This is a genomic window from Acinetobacter amyesii, assembly GCF_023499985.1.
In the GTDB taxonomy this organism is placed as follows: domain Bacteria; phylum Pseudomonadota; class Gammaproteobacteria; order Pseudomonadales; family Moraxellaceae; genus Acinetobacter; species Acinetobacter amyesii.
The window spans coordinates 45,295-68,152 of record NZ_JAMCOU010000006.1 but is presented as its reverse complement, the minus strand read 5'-3'; the positions used below and the strand labels follow the sequence as shown (position 1 = coordinate 68,152).

Sequence of the window (22,858 nt, the reverse complement as noted above, 5' to 3'; positions counted from 1 at the left end):
ATTTTATTTCGCAAAAAGGCAAGGTGTACCATGTTTTTCTTCAAATTGTTTGACCCATGTCTCATGGGCTTCAAGTTCATCTGCTGAAGGTAAAATCACAGGTAATTCTATTTCAACAGCGGCGCGGGTTTGCGAACCATCTTCATTTTGCGAGTGGGTCAGGGCATCGATATCAAAGGAAACCTGACCGCCCGTCATTGCTAGGTATACGTCAGACAGAATTTCCGCATCGAGTAACGCACCATGGAAGGTACGGTCACGTTGTGGAATTTCGTAACGACGCACTAATGCATCGAGTGAGTTTTTCTGGCCTGGATGCTTGGCTTTGGCCATAGCCAAGGTATCGGTGACTTCGCAAACTTCAGATAAGGCAACAAAACCTGCACGTTTAAACTCCATATCTAGGAAGTTCATATCGAAGGTTGCGTTATGCGCAATGATTTCTGCGCCTTTTAGATAGTCAAATAAGACATCAGCAATTTCAGCATACAGTGGTTTGTCTTTTAGAAAGTCATCACTGATTCCGTGAATATTTTCAGATTCACCGACAGGTTTTTGCGGGTTGATATAAATATGAATTGAGCTACCGGTCAGTTTGCGGTTAATCATTTCCACTGCACCGACTTCAATAATACGGTCGCCATCTTGGAAATAGAAACCTGTGGTTTCCGTATCCAAAATTAATTGTCGTGGGCCAGATACATCGACAGTTGCTGGTGTAATGACAATCATTGGATGGATTTCAGCAGCTTGCTTAGACTGTGTAGGGGCAGCTTCATTCAACGTTGAAGCAGTGTCAGTTGCTTGTTGTTCTATCGTAATGTCATCAATCTGCTCTGCATTGATCGCTGTGTCAGTAGTCATTTCACGTGACGGAGCAATTTCTAGCGGCTGAGCAATTGAAGACTCCTGAATTGAAGCATCAACAATGCTTTCATTTGCAATCATTGCTTCTTCAGAGATTTCTTCGTCATCATCGCTATCAGCAAATTCGAGTCCAAAAGGATCGTTTAACAGCCAGTCAGGTTCAGCTTTTTTTTTAGGTGCTTCAGCTGTAGTTGATGCCGCTAGTTTGATCTGTTCGAGGGTTTTTTCTGCGCCAAGATTGGCCAATTGATCGGCCATTTCATTTCCCGGATGGCCTGCATGCCCTTTAATCCAGTTCCATTCAATTTCCCGACCCTGACAAGTTGCATCCAGTAATTTCCACAGATCAGGATTTTTAACATCTTTCCAGTTTTTCTTTTTCCAACCATGTATCCACTCGGTAATGCCTTGTTTGACATAGTTAGAGTCTGTCCAAATAATCAGTTTTGCATCGGACGGACAGTGTTGAATGCCTTCAATTGCAGCAGTCAATTCCATACGGTTATTGGTGGTTTCAGCTTCACCGCCGCAGAGTTTTTCTTCTCCAGTTTCACGGATGATATACGCCCCCCAACCCCCTAAGCCAGGGTTGCCTTTACATGCACCATCAACATAAAGCGTGATTGTTTGAGACATAAATCAAATCCGGAGAAAAACAAGCATTCAGAACCGTATATTGTATAACGCAAATGACAGAGAGAAATCCATTTCTGGCGATTTTTTTAATTTCTTGTAACATTTATACTGAAATAGCGTTAAATTAACGCCTTGTGTCTGTGTTCTGCTTCACTACAATGGCATATCTAAAAAATAAATTTTATATGAGTTGTCTGGATTTTTTTATGTATAAATCAACTGCGACTGTCTGGCAGCCTACGTTACCACAAATTTTTAAATTTACAGTCTTGGGTTCTGCGCTCGCAGCTCTTGGTCTGACGGGCTGTTCTTCATCGCAAACGACTAAGCAGAACTCAGCAAGTAAACAAGTTGGCTCAAACTTTCTCGATGCCAATAGTTTAGATTCACTCGAAGATTTACTTTCTGCAACAGACATGCGTGCCGTAGAAGGCGATCGCCTTTTAGTACTGAAGCATGGTGATGTCTGGAAGCGTATGACTGTGGGTTTCAAAATGGATTTGAACCACTGGGATACGCGAATTGAAGCGCAGCGTGGTTGGTTTATTTCACGTCAACCATATATTGATCGTTTAAGTGCGCGTGCGTCCCGTTATTTATATCACACGGTTAAAGAAGCAGAACGTCGTGGTTTGCCGACTGAGTTGGCGTTATTACCAGTGATTGAAAGTTCTTATGACCCAGCAGCAACCTCAAGTGCAGCCGCAGCGGGCTTATGGCAATTTATTCCAAGTACTGGACGTATTTACGGCTTAAAACAAACCTCAATGTATGATGGTCGTCGTGACGTAGTGGAATCAACGCGTGCAGCTTATGAGTTTTTAGGTGCGCTACATAACCAGTTCGGTTCGTGGGAATTGGCTTTGGCTGCATATAATGCAGGGCCGGGCCGCATTCAACAGGCGATTAACCGTAACCGTGCGGCAGGTTTGCCAACGGATTATTGGTCACTAAAACTGCCCCAAGAAACCATGAACTATGTCCCACGTTTTTTGGCTGTTGCTCAAATTATTAAAAATCCAAGTGCTTATGGCGTAAGTTTACCGCCAATTGCCAACCGTCCACACTTTCGTGAAGTGGCTGTAGGGCCTGCAAATTTAAATGAAATTGCATCTATTACCGGTTTAAGCCGTGCAGAACTCTATGCACTAAATCCCGGGCATCGTGGCGATGTGATTGACAGCAGTAGCCCAATGCGGATTTTAATTCCTGCGGATGTGAGTCCATCAGTCGATGCACGTTTGAAGAAATTACAATCAGGTGGTTCATCAGGTTATTGGGCAAGTAATTCAACTTATAACTTACCAAAAAATAATGTTGAAATAACACCGTCACGTGTTACTCCGCCGGAATTAAATAGTAAAACTATTCAGCCCGCTAAAGTGACGCCACCTACGCTTAAAACACAGCCGACAGTGACAGCTTCTGCCAAACCACCTGTAGTCGCTGCAACGGTAACGCCGAGTGTTCCATCAGGAACGAAAGGCAAAACGCCAATAGGATCATCTGCTTTGGCTGCTTTTGCATCGAATAGTGATATTCCAAGTGCGCCGCGTATACCAGTCGCTGTAACACCTTCGACGCCTGTGAAAGCCGTGTCTGTCGAGCCACCACTCAGCGCAAATGAGCGTGAGCAAATCATGGCGGCTATTAAAGCTGAAGGTGAGACCAAAACAATAGATGAGGTATTAAAACCAGTAGCGACTAAAGCAGAACAAGAAGAAGTCGTTCAGGAAATTAAAGCTATTGCGCCGAAAGGCACTGAAATTGTCGATCCTTATGATGGCAAGATTAAGTTGACTGCGATTCAGACCAGTCAGTCAATTGCAGACCAACAAGGTAAAGAACTGACGAAAGGGTTCTCTTACCCGAAAAGCGTGGCTGAAAATACAGGTGCAGATTCCGAAGAAGCCAAACGCAACCAAGGTAAAAATGTCATTCGTACAGATTCTGAAATTGTAGTTGTACCACCTAAAGGTAAACGCACTACTTATACAGTTTTGGCGGGCGACACATTAGCGTTGATCGCGATGAAAAATGGCGTGAATTGGCGTGATATTGCAGCTTGGAACCAAATTTCGCCAGATTCGACCTTGTATGTCGGTACGACCATCTATTTATATGATGCGAAACCGATTATGCAAAATAATGAAGAATCGAAAGCTAAGCCTATCGCAGATAGCTATGTGGTGAAAGCAAATGACAGTCTTACAGCTGTTGCGAGTCAATTTGGTTTAAGTACGAAGCAACTCGCCGACTACAATGGTTTAACCACCACGAGTGGTTTATATGTTGGGCAGAAATTATCCTTAAAAGAAACGCCAGCATCTAAAGCAAAATTGGAAGCTGACAAGAAAGCAGCTCAAGTTGTCGAAAAATCTGCAAAAGTTCAAACCAAATCCTACACGGTAAAACGTGGTGAATATCTAAAACTCATTGCAGATCGTTATGCGCTGTCAAATCAAGAGTTGGCAGATTTAACAACTGGTTTAACGGCTGGCAGTAGCTTGATGGTGGGGCAAAAAATTAATGTGCCATTACAAACTGTAGCAGAAGTTGAGAAGCTCGAAAGCAAAGTCGTGAATCGCATTGAAAATGTCAAAGTTGATCCTGCGTATAAAGTTGAAAGCTATAAAGTGCAGCGTGGTGATACGCTTTACAGTATTGCGACGCGGTCAAAAATCAGTTTGTCAGAATTGGCGAGTCTAAATGATATGTCGGTAAATAGTGGGCTGATGGCTGGGCAAAGCATTAAAGTTCCTGCAAGTTCAACTGTTCCTGATACATATGTGGTGCAGTCTGGCGATACACTGACAGGCATTGCTAGTCGCTATGATTTAGGCATGGACTATGTCGCAAATTTAAATGGTATAGAGCGTAGTTCTGGTCTGCGCGTTGGGCAGAAATTAAAATTAACAGGTGATGTCGCACCGGTTAAAGTAGAAACCAAAGCTGAGGCGACCAAAATTGAAAGCAAAACCAATACACGAACGAATTCCGTTGATGCGACCGATATTCATGTGGTGAAATCAGGTGAAACATTGGGTGTGATTGCGAAGAAATATCATCTTCAATTACGTTATTTAGCTGAATTAAATGGCCTAAATACCAATAGTGCGATTCGTGTAGGGCAGCGTTTAAAAGTAGATGGTGAACTACCTGCTGATGTAGCTAGTAAAGCAACTGAAACCAAAAAAACGGAAGTTAAATCCTCTACGAGCAATGTGAAACCAACAAATACTGAAAGCTATACTGTGAAATCAGGCGAGTCTTTAAATTCGATTGCTAGTCGGACAGGTTTAACTGTGGCAGCATTGGCTGAATTAAATAACTTGAACCCCCGTGCAGGACTGCGTGTCGGTCAAAATTTACAAGTCCCTAAAACTATCAGTGAATACCGTATTAAACGCGGCGATACGCTGATTGGTTTGGCAAGTCGCTATGGACTAGACACATCAAAACTCGCTGAAATGAATGATATGCAACCGTCTGCTCAGTTACGTATTGGTGAAGTCATTAAAGTACCAAACTGAGTCCAAACATTAAGGAGTTAAGTTGAATGTATTCTGCTTCAACTTCGCGTTACGTGTTTGGTGTGACTTTGAGCATACTTTCAACAGGGGCGTGGGCTGCGTTGCAGACCACGCCTTTTCTTGCCATACATAGTAGCCCTCAATATCATCAATTACAGGCAATGCCCTATGCCAATCCTCTTGCCAATAAAGGGGGATATATCACGACCTCGAGTATTGGGAGTTTTGATAATTTAAACAGCATGAATGGAAAAGGGCGTTCTGTTGAAGGTATCAATTATCTTTTTGATAGCTTGATGAGTTCATCTTTAGATGAACCGGGTGTGATGTATCCATTGCTTGCCGAAAAGGTGACATTTGACCCGAAAAAAACTAATTTTGTTATTTTTCATTTAAACCCAAAAGCACGGTTTAGTGATGGTTCTGAACTCACTGCTGAAGACGTTAAATTTAGTTTTGATACCTTTCAAACTAAATCAAATCCCGGTCTACAAATGTACTTAGCGGATTTGGACAAAACAGATGTTTTATCTAAATATCAGGTGAGGATGAGTTTTAAATCTGGTCATAATACTGATATGCCCATGATTTTGGCGCAAATGCCGATTTATTCCAAAAAAGATTGGGCAAAAAAAGATTTTACTCAAATTACATTGCAGCCCATATTAGGCTCAGGCCCTTACACGATTGAGACGATCGATGCAGGTAGGAGTATTCGCTACAAGCGCAATCCTGAGTATTGGGGGCAGAACTTAGCCGTCAATCGTGGTCGCTATAATTTTAACCATCTGAAATATGTATATTATCGCAGCCCAGACATAGCCTTTGAAGGCTTTAAAGCAGGTCAATTTACGTTATATGAGGAAAAGACCGCACGTAATTGGGTGGGAGCGTACAATTTTCCTGCTTTTAAAGACGGTAAAATTGTCAAATATCGCTTTAAACATGAACGACCGATTCCGACAAAAAGTCTCGTATTTAATACCCGTCGTGCGCCATTTAGTGATATTCGTTTTCGACAAGCGTTAACCTATGCTTATGATTTTGAATGGCAAAATAAAGCATTATTTTATGGGCAGTATCAGCGTTTGCAGAGTTATTTTAGTAATAGTGTGCTAGAAGCGAAGGGGAAACCCTCTATCCAAGAGTTGGATATTTTAAAACCGATGTTATCGCAACTTGATCCTATTCAAAGACAGGGGGTCTTATTCGATTGGCAATATCCCGTTTCTGATGGCAGTGGATTTAATCGAAAAAATCTGCTGCATGCACGCCAACTGTTATTGAATGCGGGTTATCTTTATCAAGACGGCCGATTGGTGGATGCAAAATCTCGGCCTGTGAAATTCGAAATCTTGATTCAGCAACAAGATTTGCAGCGAACCTTAATGCCATTTATACGAAATTTGAAACGTTTAGGTATTCAGGTGCTATTGCGACAAGTCGATGGACCGCAATACACCGAGCGGATGCGAAATATTGACTTTGATATGATCGTAGATGAAATGCCTCAATCGCTCACTCCAGCGGGTGAGCAAGCTCAACTTTGGGGCAGTCAAGCAGCTGACCAAGTGGGTAATTATAATTACGCAGGGATTAAAAATCCTGTAATAGATCAGCTCATTCAACAGGTGATCAATGCTCCAAATCGGGAAGAATTGATTATTCGTACGCGTGTTTTAGACCGCCTGCTCAGAGCGGGTTATTATCAAATCCCAATGTTTGGGCAAAGTGAAAACTGGTTTGCCTATTGGCATATGTATAAGCAGCCTTATGTCAAACCTAAACTTTCTGTTGGGATTGACTATTGGTGGAGTGATGCAGCTCAAACCAAGCACATAACACAATATCTACGGCAGCAATGAATACACCTGAAGGACAAGGAATGTGAAAGCAACATGGGCACATATATTTTAAAAAGATTGCTCCTGATTATTCCAACATTGTTTTTCATTTTACTGATTAACTTTGTCGTGATTCAGATTGCACCGGGAGGACCTGTTGAACAAGCCATACAGCAAGCTGAGTCCTTTCAAGGTATGGGAAACACAGGTGGTGGTGAAACTGCGACGACAGGCAGTAAATACCAAGGTGCTAAAGGCCTCAGTGAAGAAATGGTGGCAAAAATCGAAGCGCAATATGGTTTCGATAAACCATTATTCGAACGTTTTTGGCTCATGTTAAAGGGCTATGTAACGCTAGATTTTGGTACCAGTTTTTTTAAAGATAAGCCTGTGACCCAGCTGCTTTGGGAAAAGCTGCCTGTATCCTTATCTCTTGGTTTATGGAGCACATTGCTGATCTATCTGGTGTCTATTCCTTTAGGCATTAAAAAAGCCCGTCAACATGGTTTGTTATTTGATAAAAGTACGTCTATTTTATTGGCTATCGGCTACGCCATTCCTGCTTTTGCCTTTGCCATTTTACTCATTGTCTTTTTTGCAGGTGGTTCCTATTTTCAGTGGTTTCCTCTACAAGGTTTAGTTTCAGAGAATTTTGCTGAGTTAAGTGTGTTTGGCAAAATTGCAGATTATTTTTGGCATATGGCGTTGCCTTTGTTTGCTATGGTAATTGGTGGTTTTGCAGGCTTAACTTATCTGACCAAATACTCTTTTATGGAAGAACTAAATAAGCAATATGTTCTTGCTGCTCGTTCTAAAGGTTTGACCGAATCACGTGTGCTGTATGGGCATGTATTTCGTAATGCAATGCTCATTGTTATTGCTGGTCTACCAGAAGCATTAATTGGCATCTTCTTTGTGGGAAATCTATTTATTGAAATTATTTTCAATTTAGATGGTCTGGGATTGTTGGGGTTTGAAGCCATCGTACAGCGCGATTATCCAGTGATTTTTGGCACCTTGTTTATTTTTACCTTGATGGGGCTGATCTTAAGATTAATCAGTGATGTCATGTATCAAATGATTGATCCACGAATTAATTTTGATTCGCAGGGGGCAAAATAATGTCTCCGATCATTCAAGCGCGATTTCAACGTTTTAAAGAAAATAAATTAGGCTTTACATGCTTTATTAGCTTTGCCTTGATTTTTATGTTGTCCCTAGCTGTCGAGTTTATTGCCAATGATAAGCCGCTCTTGGTCAAATACGATGATTCTTTATATGTACCCGTACTAAAAAGCTATCCAGAAACCGCTTTCGGTGGGGTATTTGAAACTGAGGCAGATTATAAAGATCCTGTGGTGCAGCAACTGATTGAAGATAAAGGCTGGGCGGTATGGCCACTGATTAAATTTTCCTATCAAACACCGAATTTAGAACTGGCTGTGCCCGTACCATCTGCACCAACTGCACAAAATTGGCTCGGTACCGATGACCAAGGTCGTGATGTGCTGGCGCGTATTTTATATGGATTACGTGTGTCGCTCCTGTTTGGTTTTGCATTAACTTTTGCTTCAGCAGTATTGGGCATCATCGTTGGGGCGATACAGGGCTATTATGGTGGATGGATAGACCTCATTGGTCAACGAATTTTGGAAGTCTGGGGTGGACTCCCGATGCTATTCATGGTGATGATTTTGGTCAGCATGTTTACGCCGAGTGTGTATTGGCTCTTTGTCATTATGCTGTTGTTTGGCTGGCCCACTTTAGTTGGCTTGGTTCGTGCGGAGTTTTTGCGGGCGCGTAATTTTGACTATGTACGTGCAGCACGGAGTCTTGGTGTTACAGATAGCACCATTATTTTTCGGCATATCTTACCAAATGCGATGAGTTCCAGTCTTTCACAGCTACCTTTCATGCTTACGGCAAATATTACAGCACTGACAGCCTTAGATTTCTTAGGGTATGGCTTACCGCCTGATGCCGCGTCATTAGGTGAGTTATTGCTTCAAGGGAAAAACAATCTGAATGCACCATGGCTTGCTTTATCGGGGTTTTTTACCTTAGCGATTGTGCTGTCTTTATTGATTTACATTGGGGAGGCGACACGTGATGCATTCGATCCTAGACGTCAATAATCATCAAGTTAATGTACCTCCCATCGTGTTAGAAGTGGAACATTTACATATTTCCCATGCAGCACAGGTCTTGGTTGAAGACCTGAAATTTAATTTGCATGCAGGTGAAACGATAGCCATTGTTGGTGAAAGCGGTTCTGGTAAATCGATTAGCAGCCTAGCTATACTCGGTTTGTTGCCAAGTGATCTGCAGGTCACAGGCAGCGTCAGCCTGAATGGACAGAATATTCTTAGACTGTGTCCTGAGCAGCACCGAAACATTCGTGGACAGAAAATTGCCATGATTTTTCAAGAGCCGATGACGGCCTTAAATCCCTTACATCGGGTGGAAAAGATTGTTGGTGAGTCGCTGTTGTTACAGGGATGGTCGAAGGCAAAAACTCGGCAGCGGGTTATAGAATTATTAAATGATGTGGGTATTCCTGATGCTGAAGATAAATTAAGACGCTATCCACATGAGTTATCAGGCGGGCAGCGTCAACGTGTCATGATTGCCATGGCATTGGCCTTAGATCCTGATATTTTAATCGCTGATGAGCCAACTACGGCTTTAGATGTCACTTTGCAAGCGCAAATCTTAAATTTATTAAAGTCGCTACAACAGCAGCGTAATATGGCGATGATATTAATTAGCCATGACCTGAATTTGGTCAAGCGCTATGCCGAACATGTGATTGTGATGAATCGTGGTCAAGTGGTGGAGCAAGGTAATGTTCAGGAAATTTTTGAGCAACCGAAGCAGGCGTATACCCAAAATTTATTAGACCATGATTTTGGTAAAGCAATACAGGTTTCGCAAACTCAAAAACTTTTAGAATTACGCCAGTTAGGAGTGAAATTCCCAGTTAAAAAAGGCTTATTGAACCGCATCAAAGATTATGTCATTGCGGTAGAAGCTTTGGATTTAACAGTAGCTGAAGGTGAGTCGATCGGTATTGTTGGAGAGAGTGGTTCAGGGAAAAGCTCCCTAGCACTGGCTATTGCTCGGCTCATAGAAAGTGATGGCGAAATTATTTTAAATCAACACGCCATCAATCAACTTTCAGAAAAACAGCTCAGACCTTTACGTCGTGAATTTCAAATCGTCTTTCAAGATCCATTCAGTAGTTTAAATCCACGGCTCAATGTAGAGCAAACCATTGGGGAAGGTCTGGCCTTACAGCATTTATCTGCAAATGAAATTGCACAGCGTATAGATGAAGCATTGCAGAAAGTCGAATTAGCCAGCTCGTTTAAGCAGCGTTATCCGCATGAGTTGTCCGGTGGGCAACGACAGCGAGTTGCCTTGGCACGTGCATTGGTTTTACGCCCTAAATTGCTGATACTCGATGAACCTACATCGGCACTTGATCGGACGACACAAAAAGCTATCGTGAAGCTACTACGGCGTTTGCAGCAAGAATTTAATATGAGTTATATATTTATCAGTCACGATTTACACGTGGTCAAAGCCCTCTGTCAAAAAGTTTTGGTACTACGACATGCCAAAGTCATGGAATTTCAAGACACCGCAGATTTATTTGCGCGACCACAAACGGAGTATACCCGTAAATTAATTGAAGCCAGCCAATACTAAAATCAAACTTATGGATATTTTGACAAGTGTCATTGTCAAAATATCCTTGACCTTTAGAAAATAATAATTAGAGTAAATACTCAGGACTTATTATTTCATTTTGGATATTGCCATGAGCCATTTAGCTGAAAGCTTTATAATTCGTAATACCACATTTAAAAATCGCATCATCAAAGGTGCAATGAGTGAAGCATTGGCCAATACCGCAGGCCAACCCAATCACTTACATTTTGGATTATATGAAGCTTGGGCGAAGGGTGGTTTAGGCTGTGCCATTACCGGTAATGTCATGGTGGATTTTCGTGCTAAAAATGAGCCGGGGGTTGTTGTCGCTGAAACAGAGCGAGATTTAGCGCAATTAAAACAGTGGGCTGAGCTAGGGAAAAAGCACGGCATGGTGCAATTGGTTCAACTTTCACATCCGGGCCGTCAATGTCCTAAAGGTTTAAATAAGGAAACGGTTGCGCCGTCCGCTGTACCATTTAGTCCGATGCTAGCCACAACGTTTGGAACACCGCGCGAACTTCGTGAAGATGAAATTTTGGATATCATTCAGCGTTTTGCACGTGCCGCACACATTTGTGAAAAGGCAGGCTTTGAAGGCGTGCAATTGCATGGTGCGCATGGTTATTTAATTAGTCAGTTTTTGTCGCCATTGACCAATAAACGTCAAGATCAGTGGGGTGGTTCAAATGAAAATCGCATGCGCTTTTTGCTTGAAATCTATAAGGCAGTTCGTGCAGCGACGACCGATGATTTTATCATTTCGGTCAAACTCAACTCTGCTGATTTCCAACGCGGCGGAATTAGCGAAGCAGATGTGATCGAGGTCTTTAAAGCAATAGATGCCGCAGGGATTGATATGATTGAAATCTCGGGCGGTTCCTATGAAGCGCCAGCGATGGCGGGTGCTAAAGAAGAAAAACGTAAAGCCAGTACCATTGCTCGTGAAGCGTATTTCCTCGATTTCGCGGACAATATCCGTAAAGAAGTGAAATGCGCATTAATGGTTACCGGCGGGTTTAGAACCGTGCAAGGCATGAATGCTGCACTAGGCAGTGGAGCTTGTGATTTTATTGGTATTGCACGTCCTTTCGCTGTAGAAGTCGATTTGGCTGATCGTTTATTGGCGGGGCAGGATGTTCGTTACGGTGTGGACAAAATTAAAACTGGCATACCGATGATTGATAAAATGGCGATTATGGAAATTATTTGGTATGCCGCTCAGTTTAAATCGATTGGTGAAGGCAAACAGCCAAATCCTAAACTTTCACCGTTAAAAGTGTTTTTTAAATATCTTAAAGGAAATTTAACAGCGGTCATTAAAGGGCAAGTCAATTCACGTAAGTCGGCTTAATCAATCATTGAATTATTAGAATAAGGGCAATCGGCATACATCCATGTTATGGTTGCCTTCATTCATATCAATATTGCTTACAATAAAAATGTCTAAAATTTTAATATTAATAGTCATTCTTTCGGGGCTCAGTTCTGCCCTCTATGCCCAGTCCGTATTTCAGACGGGAGATATCATTTTTCATATCTCAAAGTCACAACAAAGTTTAAGCATTCAAAAGGCCACACATTCGCCCTATAGTCACATGGGCATGATCGTAAATAAAAATAACCAAACCTGGGTGCTTGAAGCTATTCAACCTGTGCAATATACCGCTTTAAATCAATGGATCGCACGTGGGGAGAATGCTCACTATGTGGTGAAAAGGCTCAAACAACCCTTAAATGTGCAGCAGAAAACGAAGCTGGTGCAACATGCGGAAAAGTACTTGGGCAAACCCTATGATATATATTTTGAATGGGATGACCGTGCAATTTACTGTTCTGAAATTGTTTGGAAAGCTTATCAGCATGCTTTAGGAATCGAACTTTCTCCATTACAACAACTGAAACAATTTGATTTAAAACAATATGAAGTGCAGCGCCTAATGCGGCAGCGCTATGGTCAAAATATTCCGCTAAATGAGCAGGTGATTGCCCCTAAGGCCATTTATGATTCAAAACTTTTAAAAGAAATATTTAGAAATTAAGGCAATAAAAAAGCCCAAGTCGCAATGCTTGAGCTTTTTAATGAGTGGTTAAAACCAACTCGAATATGGCGTCCCTACGGGGATTCGAACCCCGGTTACCGCCGTGAAAGGGCGATGTCCTAGGCCTCTAGACGATAGGGACAGTACAGAAAGCAAATTTTAAAACCGTTTATTTCAGTCTAAGTTTTTAGACTAAATAATGGCGTCCCTACGGGGATTCGAACCCCGGTTACCGCCGTGAAAGGGCGATGTCCTAGGCCTCTAGACGATAGGGACTTAATAAAATGTACTTCTGAAAATTGGCGTCCCTACGGGGATTCGAACCCCGGTTACCGCCGTGAAAGGGCGATGTCCTAGGCCTCTAGACGATAGGGACGTTTCAGAGGTGGGCGTATATTAGGGTGAAAATCGGGGGGTGTCAAACGCTTTTCTATAAATAAATTCAGTTTTTGTTGTTGAGTGCATAAAATTAAAACAATTTGCTAAAAATGTTTGAAAAATACATTATTTATGTCGGTTTTTTCAACACTTGTAAGATTGTAGCAATAACTTCTGGATGCGTTAAATATCCAGCAATATCGTGTGGGTGTTCAATCGATGTCTGAATTTGCTGGTTGATAATGGCGGGTTGAAAATCAAATGGTGCCTGACTCAGTGGAAAAGCGCTGAGAAAATCATCATGTGAATAAAAGTTTAACCAATCGCCTGAAATTGCATCAGGTCGCTGTAAAGGCTGAGGTAAGTGGGCTTGGATGACACGAAAAGCCAAAGGTGAGCCCAAGGTAATAAAGCGCTGTATGTTGAGTTCAGGATGTAACAGTAAAAAATGATACGCAATCACGCTACCTAGCGAATGTGCAATCAACAGGGTGGGTTTCGTTTGATGTAATTGCTCATGCAGACGAGTATGAACTGCCTGAATAAAGTGTGGATTGGATAAATAGAGATAAGTTTCGACCAAAAATTTATGCAAAAGTGTGGCATGTAATTTTGGGAAATAATTCATTAAAACTGCAAAATCGCGTAGGGCAAGATCTTTGCCAAGTGCAGTGATCGATTTGAATGACTGGCTCAATCCAATAGCATCATTGAGGGTGATGTCAGGTAGATTGTTTTGTACGGCATGATGCTCAAGTACTTTTGGTGATTTTTCTGGGAGTTCAGTGCGATGGATAAACGGAAAATGTGGCCACGTTTGAGGTGTCAAGGTGCTGGCTTGAAGCATATTCTGCAAATGATAACGCGTGAGTAAGTCTCCATAAAAAGGCATGCGCATATGGTGCTGTATATACGATAAAAAAGTCTCTTGATGGCTTTGCTTTAAGCCTTGAGACAACAGTGCAAGCCAATGCTGTTCAAGCGAACGTGCAGTTTGTTGCTGTTGATTCATGCCATGGATAAAGATGATCTGCATATTGCACCTCATCGACGGACCAGTTTTTATTCTACTTTTATTAAAATATAGCCATAAAAAAAGAGCAACCGAAGTTACTCTTTTATCGTGTTTTGTATGACAACGCAGATCAATCTTTGTTGTGATACAAGGTGTAGTAGCTGATATAACACGCCACAATGAAGATCATACAGCAGATAAAGCCAGTCAACATTTCTGGGTCAAATACCATACTAATACAGGTAATCAGACAGAATACAAAACCGAGTATCGGCACGATTGGGAAGAGTGGTGCAGCAAAAGCTAAATCTTTTGCAGTTTTGCCTTCTTTATACCACTGACGACGGAAGTTAAATTGGCTTAAACAAATACTCATCCACACCACCACCATGGTAAATGCCGCAACACCTAACAAGTTTTTGAAGATGGTTTCTGGTGCAAATTGCTCAGAAAGTAAGCCCGGCATACCACCGATCATGGTCACAATTACTGCAACATAAGGAGTACCACGTGAGTTCACTTTAGAGAACACTGCAGGTAATTGCTTACTATAGGACAATGACCACATCATTCGAGATGCAGCAAATAAACCAGAGTTTGCAGCAGAAAGTAGCGCTGTGATAATCACAAAGCGGATGATGTCTTCTGCATAAGGAATACCAATGTGCTGGAATACCGTTACGAAAGGTGAACTACTTACACCTTCGGCAGATAAGCCGGCCTCTTGGTGTGGTAATAGTGCAGTAATAACAACAATGGTACCCACAAAGAAAATCAATAAGCGGAAAATCGCCGTGTTAATGGCTTTAGGCACATTTTTCGCTGGATCTTTGGTTTCACCCGCAGCAACACCAATCAGTTCAGTACCTGAAAATGCAAAGTTAACAATCAACATTGTAGCGAAGATTGGGAACAAACCTTCAGGGAACCAGCCTTGTGCAGTGAGGTTGCTAAACAGCGGTGCAGCTTCATAGCCTTGATAGCCTAAAACACCAAAAATGGCCAATAGACCTAAAATAATAAAGGCTACAACGGTAATCACTTTGACTAAGGCTAGCCAAAATTCAGATTCAGCAAACCATTTAGTTGAAATCATATTCAAGCAGAATACAAAAGCACCAAAGATTAAGGTCCACATCCACATAGAGCTGTCTGGGAACCATTCCTGCATTAAAAGTGCAGCAGCAGTAAATTCAGTTCCTAGCGTTACTGACCATGTCAGCCAATACAGCCAAGTGATGGTATAACCCGTACCCGGTCCGATATAGCGTTTAGCATAAGCGCCAAATGAACCAGATTCTGGCATATGTACCGCGAGCTCGCCTAAGCAAAGCATCACCATATAGGCGATAATACCGCCTAAAAAATACGAAATAATGGCACCTACAGGCCCCGTTTGTGCAATGACTTCACCCGAACCAAGAAATAAACCAGTACCGATTGCGCCGCCAAGCGAAATCATCACCAGATGTCGAGTACTCATAGCGCGTTTTAACGGCGCAGAATTGCCCTGATGCGAAGCATCATTCGGAGAATGTGATGACTGCATAGAGAAAAAGGAGAATCAAATAATGAAGCGAGTAATTGTAGAGAAGAATGCAATGATGATGCAATCAATTAATATAAATTATAGATAAATAAACTTTAAGTTTGTCAGAGCTGACAGAAGAATTGGCGTCCCTACGGGGATTCGAACCCCGGTTACCGCCGTGAAAGGGCGATGTCCTAGGCCTCTAGACGATAGGGACGTTTTGAGGTGGGTGTATAGTACATAGCCCATCTATATTTGTCAAAATAGAGTTTCATTGTTATATTCTAAATGTATATAAATGAAACAAAAACAGAATTTTTTTAATGAAAAATAATTTTAATGAGTTTATTTCTGGAATTTTATTTGAAATCAATCAATTTAATGTGGGCAAAGTCCATGAAAGATTCTATATAGTTTTATTGAATTATTTGCATTGGTTTGAAATTTATACAAATAATTTTTCTTCGTATATTAGTAAATCAGAGTTTGAAAGAATTATTGATGAACTTTTATTTAGGGATTTAGATGGGGAAAGTAGAATTACGTATAATCACCTTAAATCTTTAGATAATTCTCATTATTTTTTAGATATCCAGAGCTTTTTTAAATTATATTTAATCTTAAAGGTTCGAAGATATCAGTTGTCTAGTGATGATGTAGAACTTGAAAAATTAGAAAAAAAATTGGATGTATGTTTTGAGCCAATGTTGTGGAGTAAAGACAAACAAAATTTATTGGTTATTAATCGTGATTTTCCTGAATTTAAAAAACAGATGAATTCAAGCCGGGTGCTTTTGCCACTTTCATTAATAGTTTTTAACTTTACTTTTGTTGAATTAATATCTAATACAAGTTTGAGAGTATCTATCCAAATATTTCTAGCAATAGTAGCTGCGTGTCTTTTAGCTAATGTTTCTAAAGGGGCAAAATCCGAAAAGGACTCATTGGAGTTGAAAGTATGGGATTATATCTTGGTGTTGAGCGAGAATAAAAATTCATTAACGAAAAGCAGTTGAACGATTTCCTTAAGTTATAGTCTGTACAGTGGTTTTTGTGGATTAAACTGCTCCCACAAATCATTTTTGAATTTATATGGAAACCCTAATTATTCTCTCATAGGGAAGAGAAATAGTTTCATAAAAAAAGGTGGCTAATGAGCCACCTTAACTATTTTATTTATCGTGATATAACCAATAATAACCTGCATAACATGCTGCCATAAAGATCAGGCAGCCAATAAAGCCTGAAAGCATTTCAGGATCTGCAGCCATACTTAAACCTGTTGCGGTACAGCAGACAAAGCCAAGGATTGGAACCAGTGGGAACCATGGTGTACGGAATTTAAGTTCTGACACGCTATGACCTTGTTTCAGCCATTGGCGACGGAAGTTAAATTGACTCCAGCAAATACTCATCCAGACGATCACCATGGTGAAGGCAGCAACCCCCATCAAGTTCTTGAAGATGACATCTGCCCCAAATTGTTCTGACAATAGACCCGGTAAACCACCGATCATAGTGACCAATACAGCAATATAAGGCACACCAGTTTTGCTTAATTTGCCGAAAGCACGTGGTAATTGTTTTTGTGCGGACAGCGCCCACATCATACGTGATGCAGCATATAAACCAGAGTTAGCTGTAGACAGTAAAGCCGTAATAATGACGAAACGAATTAAGTCTTCTGCATAGGGAATGCCCATCAGGTTAAATACGGAAACGAATGGGCTACTACTTAAGCCGCCATGTCCACCAACATTTAAACCTGCATCGGTATAGGTCAACAGGGAACTGATGACGATAATAGTGCCGACAAAGAAAATGATTAAGCGCCATACCGCAGCATGAATGGCTTTAGGCACATTCTTTTCAGGGTTTTCAGTTTCACCTGCAGCGATACCAATCATCTCCGTACCATTAAAGGCAAAGTTCACGATCAATAGCGTGGCAAACAGAGGGAACAAACCATTTGGCAGCCAACCATGTTCTGTCAAATTGTGGAACATTGGAGCTGATTCATAGCCTTGGAAAGGCACGAAACCAAAGATGCAGGCAAAACCAAGGATGATGAAAATCAACACTGTTGCAACTTTCACCATTGATAACCAAAATTCTGACTCTGCGAATGCGCGTGTAGAGCTTAAATTAGAAATTAGTACACCAGCTGCAAAGATCAGTGTCCATAACCAAATAGAGGTTTGTGGAAACCATTCCTGCATCAATATAGCAGCAGCAGTAAATTCTGTACCTAAGGTGGCAGACCAGCCCAACCAGTACATCCAAGACACCATATAGCCGGTACCCGGGCCAATATAATTTGTCGCAAAAGCACCAAAAGAGCCAGAAACAGGTAAATGTACGGCAAGCTCACCCAAACAGAGCATAACCATGTAGGCGATTAGGCCGCCAATAATGTAGGCAAGTACAGCGCCCAAAGGCCCAGCTTGTGAAATAACTTCACCTGAACCCATAAACAAACCAGTACCAATTGCACCACCAAGTGAGAGCATCACAAGGTGTCGAGTCGTCATCGCACGTTTAAGCGATGGACTTTTACCTTCAGCAGACGAGTGTTGCGAAGGTTCAGAGGGAGATTGCATAGTGAAAAGAAAATTGAATGAAAGGTATATTTTATGATTGAATGCAGTGAAATGATTGATAAATCGAATTTTTCTTATAATGTAATAATACTGATCTAAAATTTAAATCTTTAGCACTGACCATTGGATTAATGGTCAGGAGTTTGATACTCAGCTTCAGAAGTTGCAGGTACTTGAGTTTGTTCAGCTACAGGGGCTTTGTTGTCATCGCGGCTCACAATATACAGATAGAGTGCAGATGGAAATAAGATGGCTAAAACCAAGAGCAACTTTTTAAACATAGGGTGTTCTTACATCAAAATAGATCAAGCTGAAGTATAAACAAAACCAGTCAGGCTGTAATTAATTAAAGTTTACGGTTTTTCTGTTCTAGATTGGATAGGATAACTTGGTAAATGTCAGGGTAGTGTTGTTTAAAGTTCCGTTGTTGCATGATCGTAATGGTTGAGGCATTTGGCTCGACACCCAGTTTTAAAATTTTTTGGGTTAAAGCGAGCTGTGGGGAGCGACCATCAAAATGTGTATTTAGTAAGTTACCATCGGTATATTTTACTGTGAGTCCGATATTCAGGAGATAATCGAAAACATCAGGCAAACCAAAACCGGCAGCTTTGTAGAGTAAATTATATGTTTCTGCACGATAGCCACGGCCGTATGTTTGATGTGTTTTTAATAATCCTAATGCATTATAAAATTCTAATTTAGCAATAATTTCTTGTTCATTAATAGAACCATCGCCATTTTTTAAAATCCTATTGATGGTGTTAAAAGTCACATCGTTTGAGCTGGGTTTGCAATCAGCAGCAATCAGTCGCTTGATATCTTGAAGTGGAAGTATAAGATGTGCTGTGTCACACATTTTTTTAATTTCTTTATTTTTCATTTTACTGCTTTGAATTTTTTTATTTTCAAATTCCTGCACTATGGCTGACCAACCATATATGTTTATAAATTTATAATAACGAGAAGCATCATTTGTCATCCCTTTGATCTTTTTAAAGTCGTGAATGTTTTTCACTGATGGTGCATTGGTAGCGTGATTTTGTGGCACTGGAGCATTTGCAAAGCAATGCATACTCATTAGCAGGCAGCTGGTAATAACGATGTTTTTCATGGTTTATGTGTTTTTAATAAATTGTAAACGTCAGGATGTATGGTGGAAAAGTCATTCTGTTCTATTTGTTTATAGACGCTACTATTGGGTTCGATTCCTGCATTCAGTAGTTTTTGAACCAAACTCACAGAAGGGTTACGGCCTTTGATATTGTCTAAAATTAAATTACCATCCACGCCCGTGTAATCGACACCAATACTCAGCAAATAATCAGAAACGTCTTCTAGTCCCCAACCAATTGCGTTAGATTGCAAAGAGCTTTTTTCTTCATACGGGCCAAATTTATACGTAACGTGAGTTTGTAAAACATTTTCCGATTTGTAGAATTTTAATTTTTCAATGATTTCGTTTTGACCTATTTTGCCTTCTGCATTGGTTAATGCGCCATTAATAATCATAGAGGATGAACGGCCATTGAGTGGTTTGCAATTTGCTTTAAATAAGCGTTTGGTTTGATCGGCAGTACTTAGACTCAGTGCAATTTCGCAAAGTTTTTCTTTTTCCCCTTTAGGCATTTTACTTTTTAGAATGGTTCCATTTTCAAAATCACGAACGATTGACTCCCAACCGTATTTGGTTGCTGTTCGATAATACTGTATTGCTTCTTCGCTCAATTTTTTGGGTTTTTTCGCTTGTATTTGAGTGTCACGATCGTTGGTTTTGGGAATAGAAGATTCTTGGTCATCATTCAATGCTGTTTGATTTGTATGATTGGCATCGTGCTCAACAGTATTTGAATGATTTATCGGTAGGCTGGCTTCGGGTCTAAAAATGTAGATGAAGATACCAAGAGATACAATACACAGGCCAAAGAGTAAGATTATTTTTTTCATATTTTATTCTATTTGAAAATGAATCAAGAGCGTTTTTAGGCGCTCTTGATAGGGGAAGTTTAAAATTTAAATGTGACATCAGCAATGAACTGTCGCCCAATTTCAGATCTAAGTCTGTTGGTCGACTCACTAATACCTGGGGTGGTATAGATATTATGTCGATTGGTAATATTGTTAATGGTTAAACCGAATATTGCTTTGAGGTCTTTAGCGAAATTGAAATCATAAGTGGTACGCATATCCCAACTAAATCGAGGTCTAATCGTATCTGTAGCATAGGCTTCCAACAGGACACCATCATGTTCAACTTTGTTTTTTAGTTTATACGTATCTTTATATTCAGATTTGTAGCTTAAGAAGTTATTAATCTTTAATGGTAAATTTGAAAACTCAATGTCCCAACCAAAACGAGCAGTCCAAGGCTGATTGAAATTTTCAACAGGACGTTCATTAAATTGGATGAGGCTGCCGTTAAAGATAATATCGCGATCTTCAGCAGCCGTATTACTGTTAACGTTATATGACTCAGAATAGTCTAAATAATTTTTTTCTGATTCAGTGTAATCAAAGCCAAAGTTAAACCCGTGCAGAGAGTTTTTATATACGACTGGCAGCGTATTTCTGAGTGTGAGTGTGTAAATGTCAGCTTTTGCTTTACCACTATTACTATATTCAAAATGATCGATGGTATTGCTGGTGGTTGGATCAATAAAACGATTTTTTGTGATTTCATCTTTGTTATCGCGATTCACCCATTTCAGACCAAGGTTCCAGTTTTTAACTTGGCTATTAATGGCAAACACAATTTCGTCAGCATAAGGGGTCTTTAAATTGGCACGTTGAACATTGGAATTAGCTAATATTAAATCTGATAACCCAGTTTGAGTCCAATAATCTTCAGTTTGATTTTTTGTGCGTTTTAAATTGTATTCCAAAAATGCAAGTTGATCTTGCAGTTCAGTGGCTAAGGTATAGTTTGCATAATATCGATTCCATCCCGTAGTGAAGGACAGAAGATCATTTTTTAGCGGTTTATAGTTAAAGGCAGTACGAGGTGCAATATTTAAATTTTTCGATAAGCTATCATAATCTGCACGTAAACCTAAACGCGCTGAAAAATTATCCCAAGTCGATGTGTTTTCAATGAAGGTATGCACACGTTGTTGGTCAATATTAACTTTACCTTTTTGATAATACTTGCCATTTGTTTGATATTGGCCTTGATAGTTATTTTCATCCGTTGCTTCATCACAAAGAATATCATCTGCCGTACAGCTAATGCCTGAACTAGATGTAAAAGTTTTAGGCTGATTATACATATAGGCATCGTTAGGCCGTTCCCATGCAACTTTAGAATAGTCATAGCCCATACCAAAGCTTAATTGTTGCATGCTGTTGCCAATCTGAATGGTATCAAACGCATTTTTTAGACTATACGAAAATGTATCTTGGTGTAATTCAATATCACTACTTGTGGCACCTTCACCAGGATTGGAACTCCAGTTTTTAGTTGGTGTTTGCTTCCAAAGAATGCCGGTAGTTGAATCATTTTCACGTGCTTGGCTTAGCGTTTGATAGCTAATATTTTGTTTTAATGTTGAATTATTGAGTTTACTTTCTAATTCACCAAAAAATGTCAGCGTTTCTGTATTGCTAATACTTTTTGAATTTATTCGCTTATCAACGAAATTTAGACTGTCCAAATCCCCTAAATCAAAGCCAAACTTCGCTTTGATTGTGTCCGAAGGTGTGTAAAAAAGGGTAGTCCCTAAGTTGATATTATTACGCTCGCTTTTGACTTTACTGCGATCTTCTAAACCACTCATTACTGGAACGATGGATTCACGTTTAGAGGCATAACTATTGATGCCCCATTGTTCAGAGAGTTTGCTGTATAGATTCAGGCTTAGGCCGTGTTTTTTATATTCTTTATTATTTGATGATGTTGGATCTTCAAACTCTGCAGCTTCTTCTTCATCGGTAAAATGATAACGTGACCAATCACTTTCCGTGTAGTCGTAAGTAACGGAGCCGTGGATTTTGCCAATTTCAGTATTTGGTGCACAAGTTTCAGCATTAACTACACCACCTGTAAATTCGCCGTATGCTGCAGAAACATTACTATCGATCAATTCTAATTTACAAATTAAATCGGTATTTAGGGCAATCCCTTGTGAGCCACCATCAAGCTTGCCTGAATAGGAGTTGCCGCTTGCCAGAGGGTCAAGGTTATTGGTGGTATTGACGCCGTTAATTACAAATTTATTTCGGTAAGTTTGCGCGCCATTAATAGAAATCTCGGATGGTCGTAGCTCAGCCTGTGAATCTGCAGAACGTTGTTCACGGCTAAACTGCACATTTGGATTAACTTTTAAAAAGTCTGTGATATTTTTTGAGCTATTCGGCGTTTTTTCTAAATCTTCTTTGGTGTAGACGGTTTTACCTACTTCTGGCTTGGCTTTGACTTCAACCTCAATAGGTGTCATCGACACCGTATTGGTTTTGATTTCTTCGGAGATCTGGCTTTCATTTGCATACGTTTGAGATGCTAAAGCAGTCAAAATTGCGATATTAAGGGGAGAATAGGCAAAGCGCATGGCTGTCAACAATTATGCAGATAAAAACGATAGCGATTATCATTAACTTTACAAGAATAATCAATAGAAATGAGAATTATTTGCAATAAGTGATTTTTTAATACACAACAAATTCAATGAAAATTTTGAATAATCAGGAGAGATGGTGATGTGT

16 protein-coding genes and 4 tRNA genes are annotated in these 22,858 nt (G+C 40.4%); 8 read left to right on the top strand and 12 right to left on the bottom strand.

Features of this window, described 5'->3' with window-relative positions; all coding sequences use genetic code 11:
• Nucleotides 1-3: 3 nt before the first annotated feature.
• Nucleotides 4-1,503 carry a DNA polymerase III subunit epsilon gene (gene dnaQ / locus M5F03_RS00350; RefSeq protein WP_249705818.1) on the bottom strand — a complete coding sequence of 500 codons (1,500 nt, stop codon included), beginning with the start codon at nt 1,501-1,503 and terminating at the stop codon, nt 4-6.
• Between the two features lie 206 nt (nt 1,504-1,709).
• Between dnaQ and M5F03_RS00345 the strand changes: the two genes are divergently transcribed.
• The 7 genes from M5F03_RS00345 to M5F03_RS00315 all read left to right on the top strand — a co-directional run bounded on the left by M5F03_RS00345 (nt 1,710) and on the right by M5F03_RS00315 (nt 12,636).
• Nucleotides 1,710-5,036 carry a LysM peptidoglycan-binding domain-containing protein gene (locus M5F03_RS00345; protein ID WP_249705816.1) on the top strand — a complete coding sequence of 1,109 codons (3,327 nt, stop codon included), beginning with the start codon at nt 1,710-1,712 and terminating at the stop codon, nt 5,034-5,036.
• Nucleotides 5,037-5,062: 26 nt separating this feature from the next.
• Nucleotides 5,063-6,901 carry an extracellular solute-binding protein gene (locus M5F03_RS00340; RefSeq protein ID WP_249705804.1) on the top strand — a complete coding sequence of 613 codons (1,839 nt, stop codon included), beginning with the start codon at nt 5,063-5,065 and terminating at the stop codon, nt 6,899-6,901.
• 33 nt (nt 6,902-6,934) lie between these two features.
• Entirely contained in the window at nt 6,935-8,002 is a 1,068-nt protein-coding gene (locus M5F03_RS00335; RefSeq protein WP_180183838.1) for a microcin C ABC transporter permease YejB, read from the top strand.
• Nucleotides 8,002-9,015, top strand: coding sequence for an ABC transporter permease (locus tag M5F03_RS00330; protein WP_249705802.1), 1,014 nt, complete (start codon nt 8,002-8,004; stop codon nt 9,013-9,015). Before M5F03_RS00335 ends, M5F03_RS00330 begins: the two co-directional genes overlap by 1 nt.
• Nucleotides 8,990-10,591, top strand: coding sequence for an ABC transporter ATP-binding protein (locus tag M5F03_RS00325; RefSeq protein ID WP_180171900.1), 1,602 nt, complete (start codon nt 8,990-8,992; stop codon nt 10,589-10,591). Before M5F03_RS00330 ends, M5F03_RS00325 begins: the two co-directional genes overlap by 26 nt.
• Nucleotides 10,592-10,703: 112 nt before the next feature.
• Entirely contained in the window at nt 10,704-11,948 is a 1,245-nt protein-coding gene (locus tag M5F03_RS00320; protein ID WP_249705800.1) for an NADH:flavin oxidoreductase/NADH oxidase family protein, read from the top strand.
• 43 nt (nt 11,949-11,991) lie between these two features.
• Nucleotides 11,992-12,636: a YiiX family permuted papain-like enzyme gene (locus tag M5F03_RS00315; protein WP_249734670.1), complete on the top strand. Its 645-nt coding sequence runs from the start codon at nt 11,992-11,994 to the stop codon at nt 12,634-12,636.
• 66 nt (nt 12,637-12,702) lie between these two features.
• Here the strand turns inward: M5F03_RS00315 and M5F03_RS00310 are convergent.
• The 6 genes from M5F03_RS00310 to M5F03_RS00285 form a co-directional block, all read right to left on the bottom strand.
• Nucleotides 12,703-12,778: transfer RNA gene (locus M5F03_RS00310), tRNA-Glu, on the bottom strand.
• A gap of 58 nt (nt 12,779-12,836) precedes the next feature.
• Nucleotides 12,837-12,912: transfer RNA gene (locus M5F03_RS00305), tRNA-Glu, on the bottom strand.
• Between the two features lie 24 nt (nt 12,913-12,936).
• Nucleotides 12,937-13,012 (bottom strand) — tRNA-Glu (locus M5F03_RS00300).
• 132 nt (nt 13,013-13,144) lie between these two features.
• A complete protein-coding gene (locus tag M5F03_RS00295) occupies nt 13,145-14,050 on the bottom strand; it encodes an alpha/beta fold hydrolase (RefSeq protein WP_111885776.1) in 906 nt (301 codons plus the stop codon).
• Between the two features lie 109 nt (nt 14,051-14,159).
• A complete protein-coding gene (locus M5F03_RS00290) occupies nt 14,160-15,578 on the bottom strand; it encodes an amino acid permease (RefSeq protein ID WP_180024170.1) in 1,419 nt (472 codons plus the stop codon).
• 123 nt (nt 15,579-15,701) lie between these two features.
• Nucleotides 15,702-15,777 (bottom strand) — tRNA-Glu (locus M5F03_RS00285).
• A 106-nt stretch (nt 15,778-15,883) separates the two neighbouring features.
• Between M5F03_RS00285 and M5F03_RS00280 the strand changes: the two genes are divergently transcribed.
• Complete coding sequence (locus tag M5F03_RS00280) at nt 15,884-16,576, top strand: hypothetical protein (protein ID WP_180130986.1); 693 nt, start codon at nt 15,884-15,886, stop codon at nt 16,574-16,576.
• Between the two features lie 156 nt (nt 16,577-16,732).
• On the opposite strand, the gene M5F03_RS00275 is transcribed toward M5F03_RS00280, so the two are convergent.
• The 5 genes from M5F03_RS00275 to M5F03_RS00255 all read right to left on the bottom strand — a co-directional run bounded on the left by M5F03_RS00275 (nt 16,733) and on the right by M5F03_RS00255 (nt 22,704).
• Nucleotides 16,733-18,160: an amino acid permease gene (locus M5F03_RS00275; protein ID WP_078192919.1), complete on the bottom strand. Its 1,428-nt coding sequence runs from the start codon at nt 18,158-18,160 to the stop codon at nt 16,733-16,735.
• A 128-nt stretch (nt 18,161-18,288) separates the two neighbouring features.
• Nucleotides 18,289-18,441 (bottom strand): hypothetical protein, encoded by a 153-nt coding sequence (locus tag M5F03_RS00270; RefSeq protein WP_168379378.1) that lies wholly within the window; start codon nt 18,439-18,441, stop codon nt 18,289-18,291.
• A 65-nt stretch (nt 18,442-18,506) separates the two neighbouring features.
• Entirely contained in the window at nt 18,507-19,274 is a 768-nt protein-coding gene (locus tag M5F03_RS00265) for a hypothetical protein (protein WP_249705796.1), read from the bottom strand.
• Complete coding sequence (locus M5F03_RS00260) at nt 19,271-20,107, bottom strand: hypothetical protein (protein WP_249705795.1); 837 nt, start codon at nt 20,105-20,107, stop codon at nt 19,271-19,273. The genes M5F03_RS00265 and M5F03_RS00260 overlap by 4 nt, the downstream gene beginning before the upstream one ends.
• A gap of 59 nt (nt 20,108-20,166) precedes the next feature.
• Nucleotides 20,167-22,704, bottom strand: coding sequence for a TonB-dependent receptor plug domain-containing protein (locus M5F03_RS00255; protein ID WP_249705794.1), 2,538 nt, complete (start codon nt 22,702-22,704; stop codon nt 20,167-20,169).
• Between the last annotated feature and the right edge of the window lie 154 nt (nt 22,705-22,858).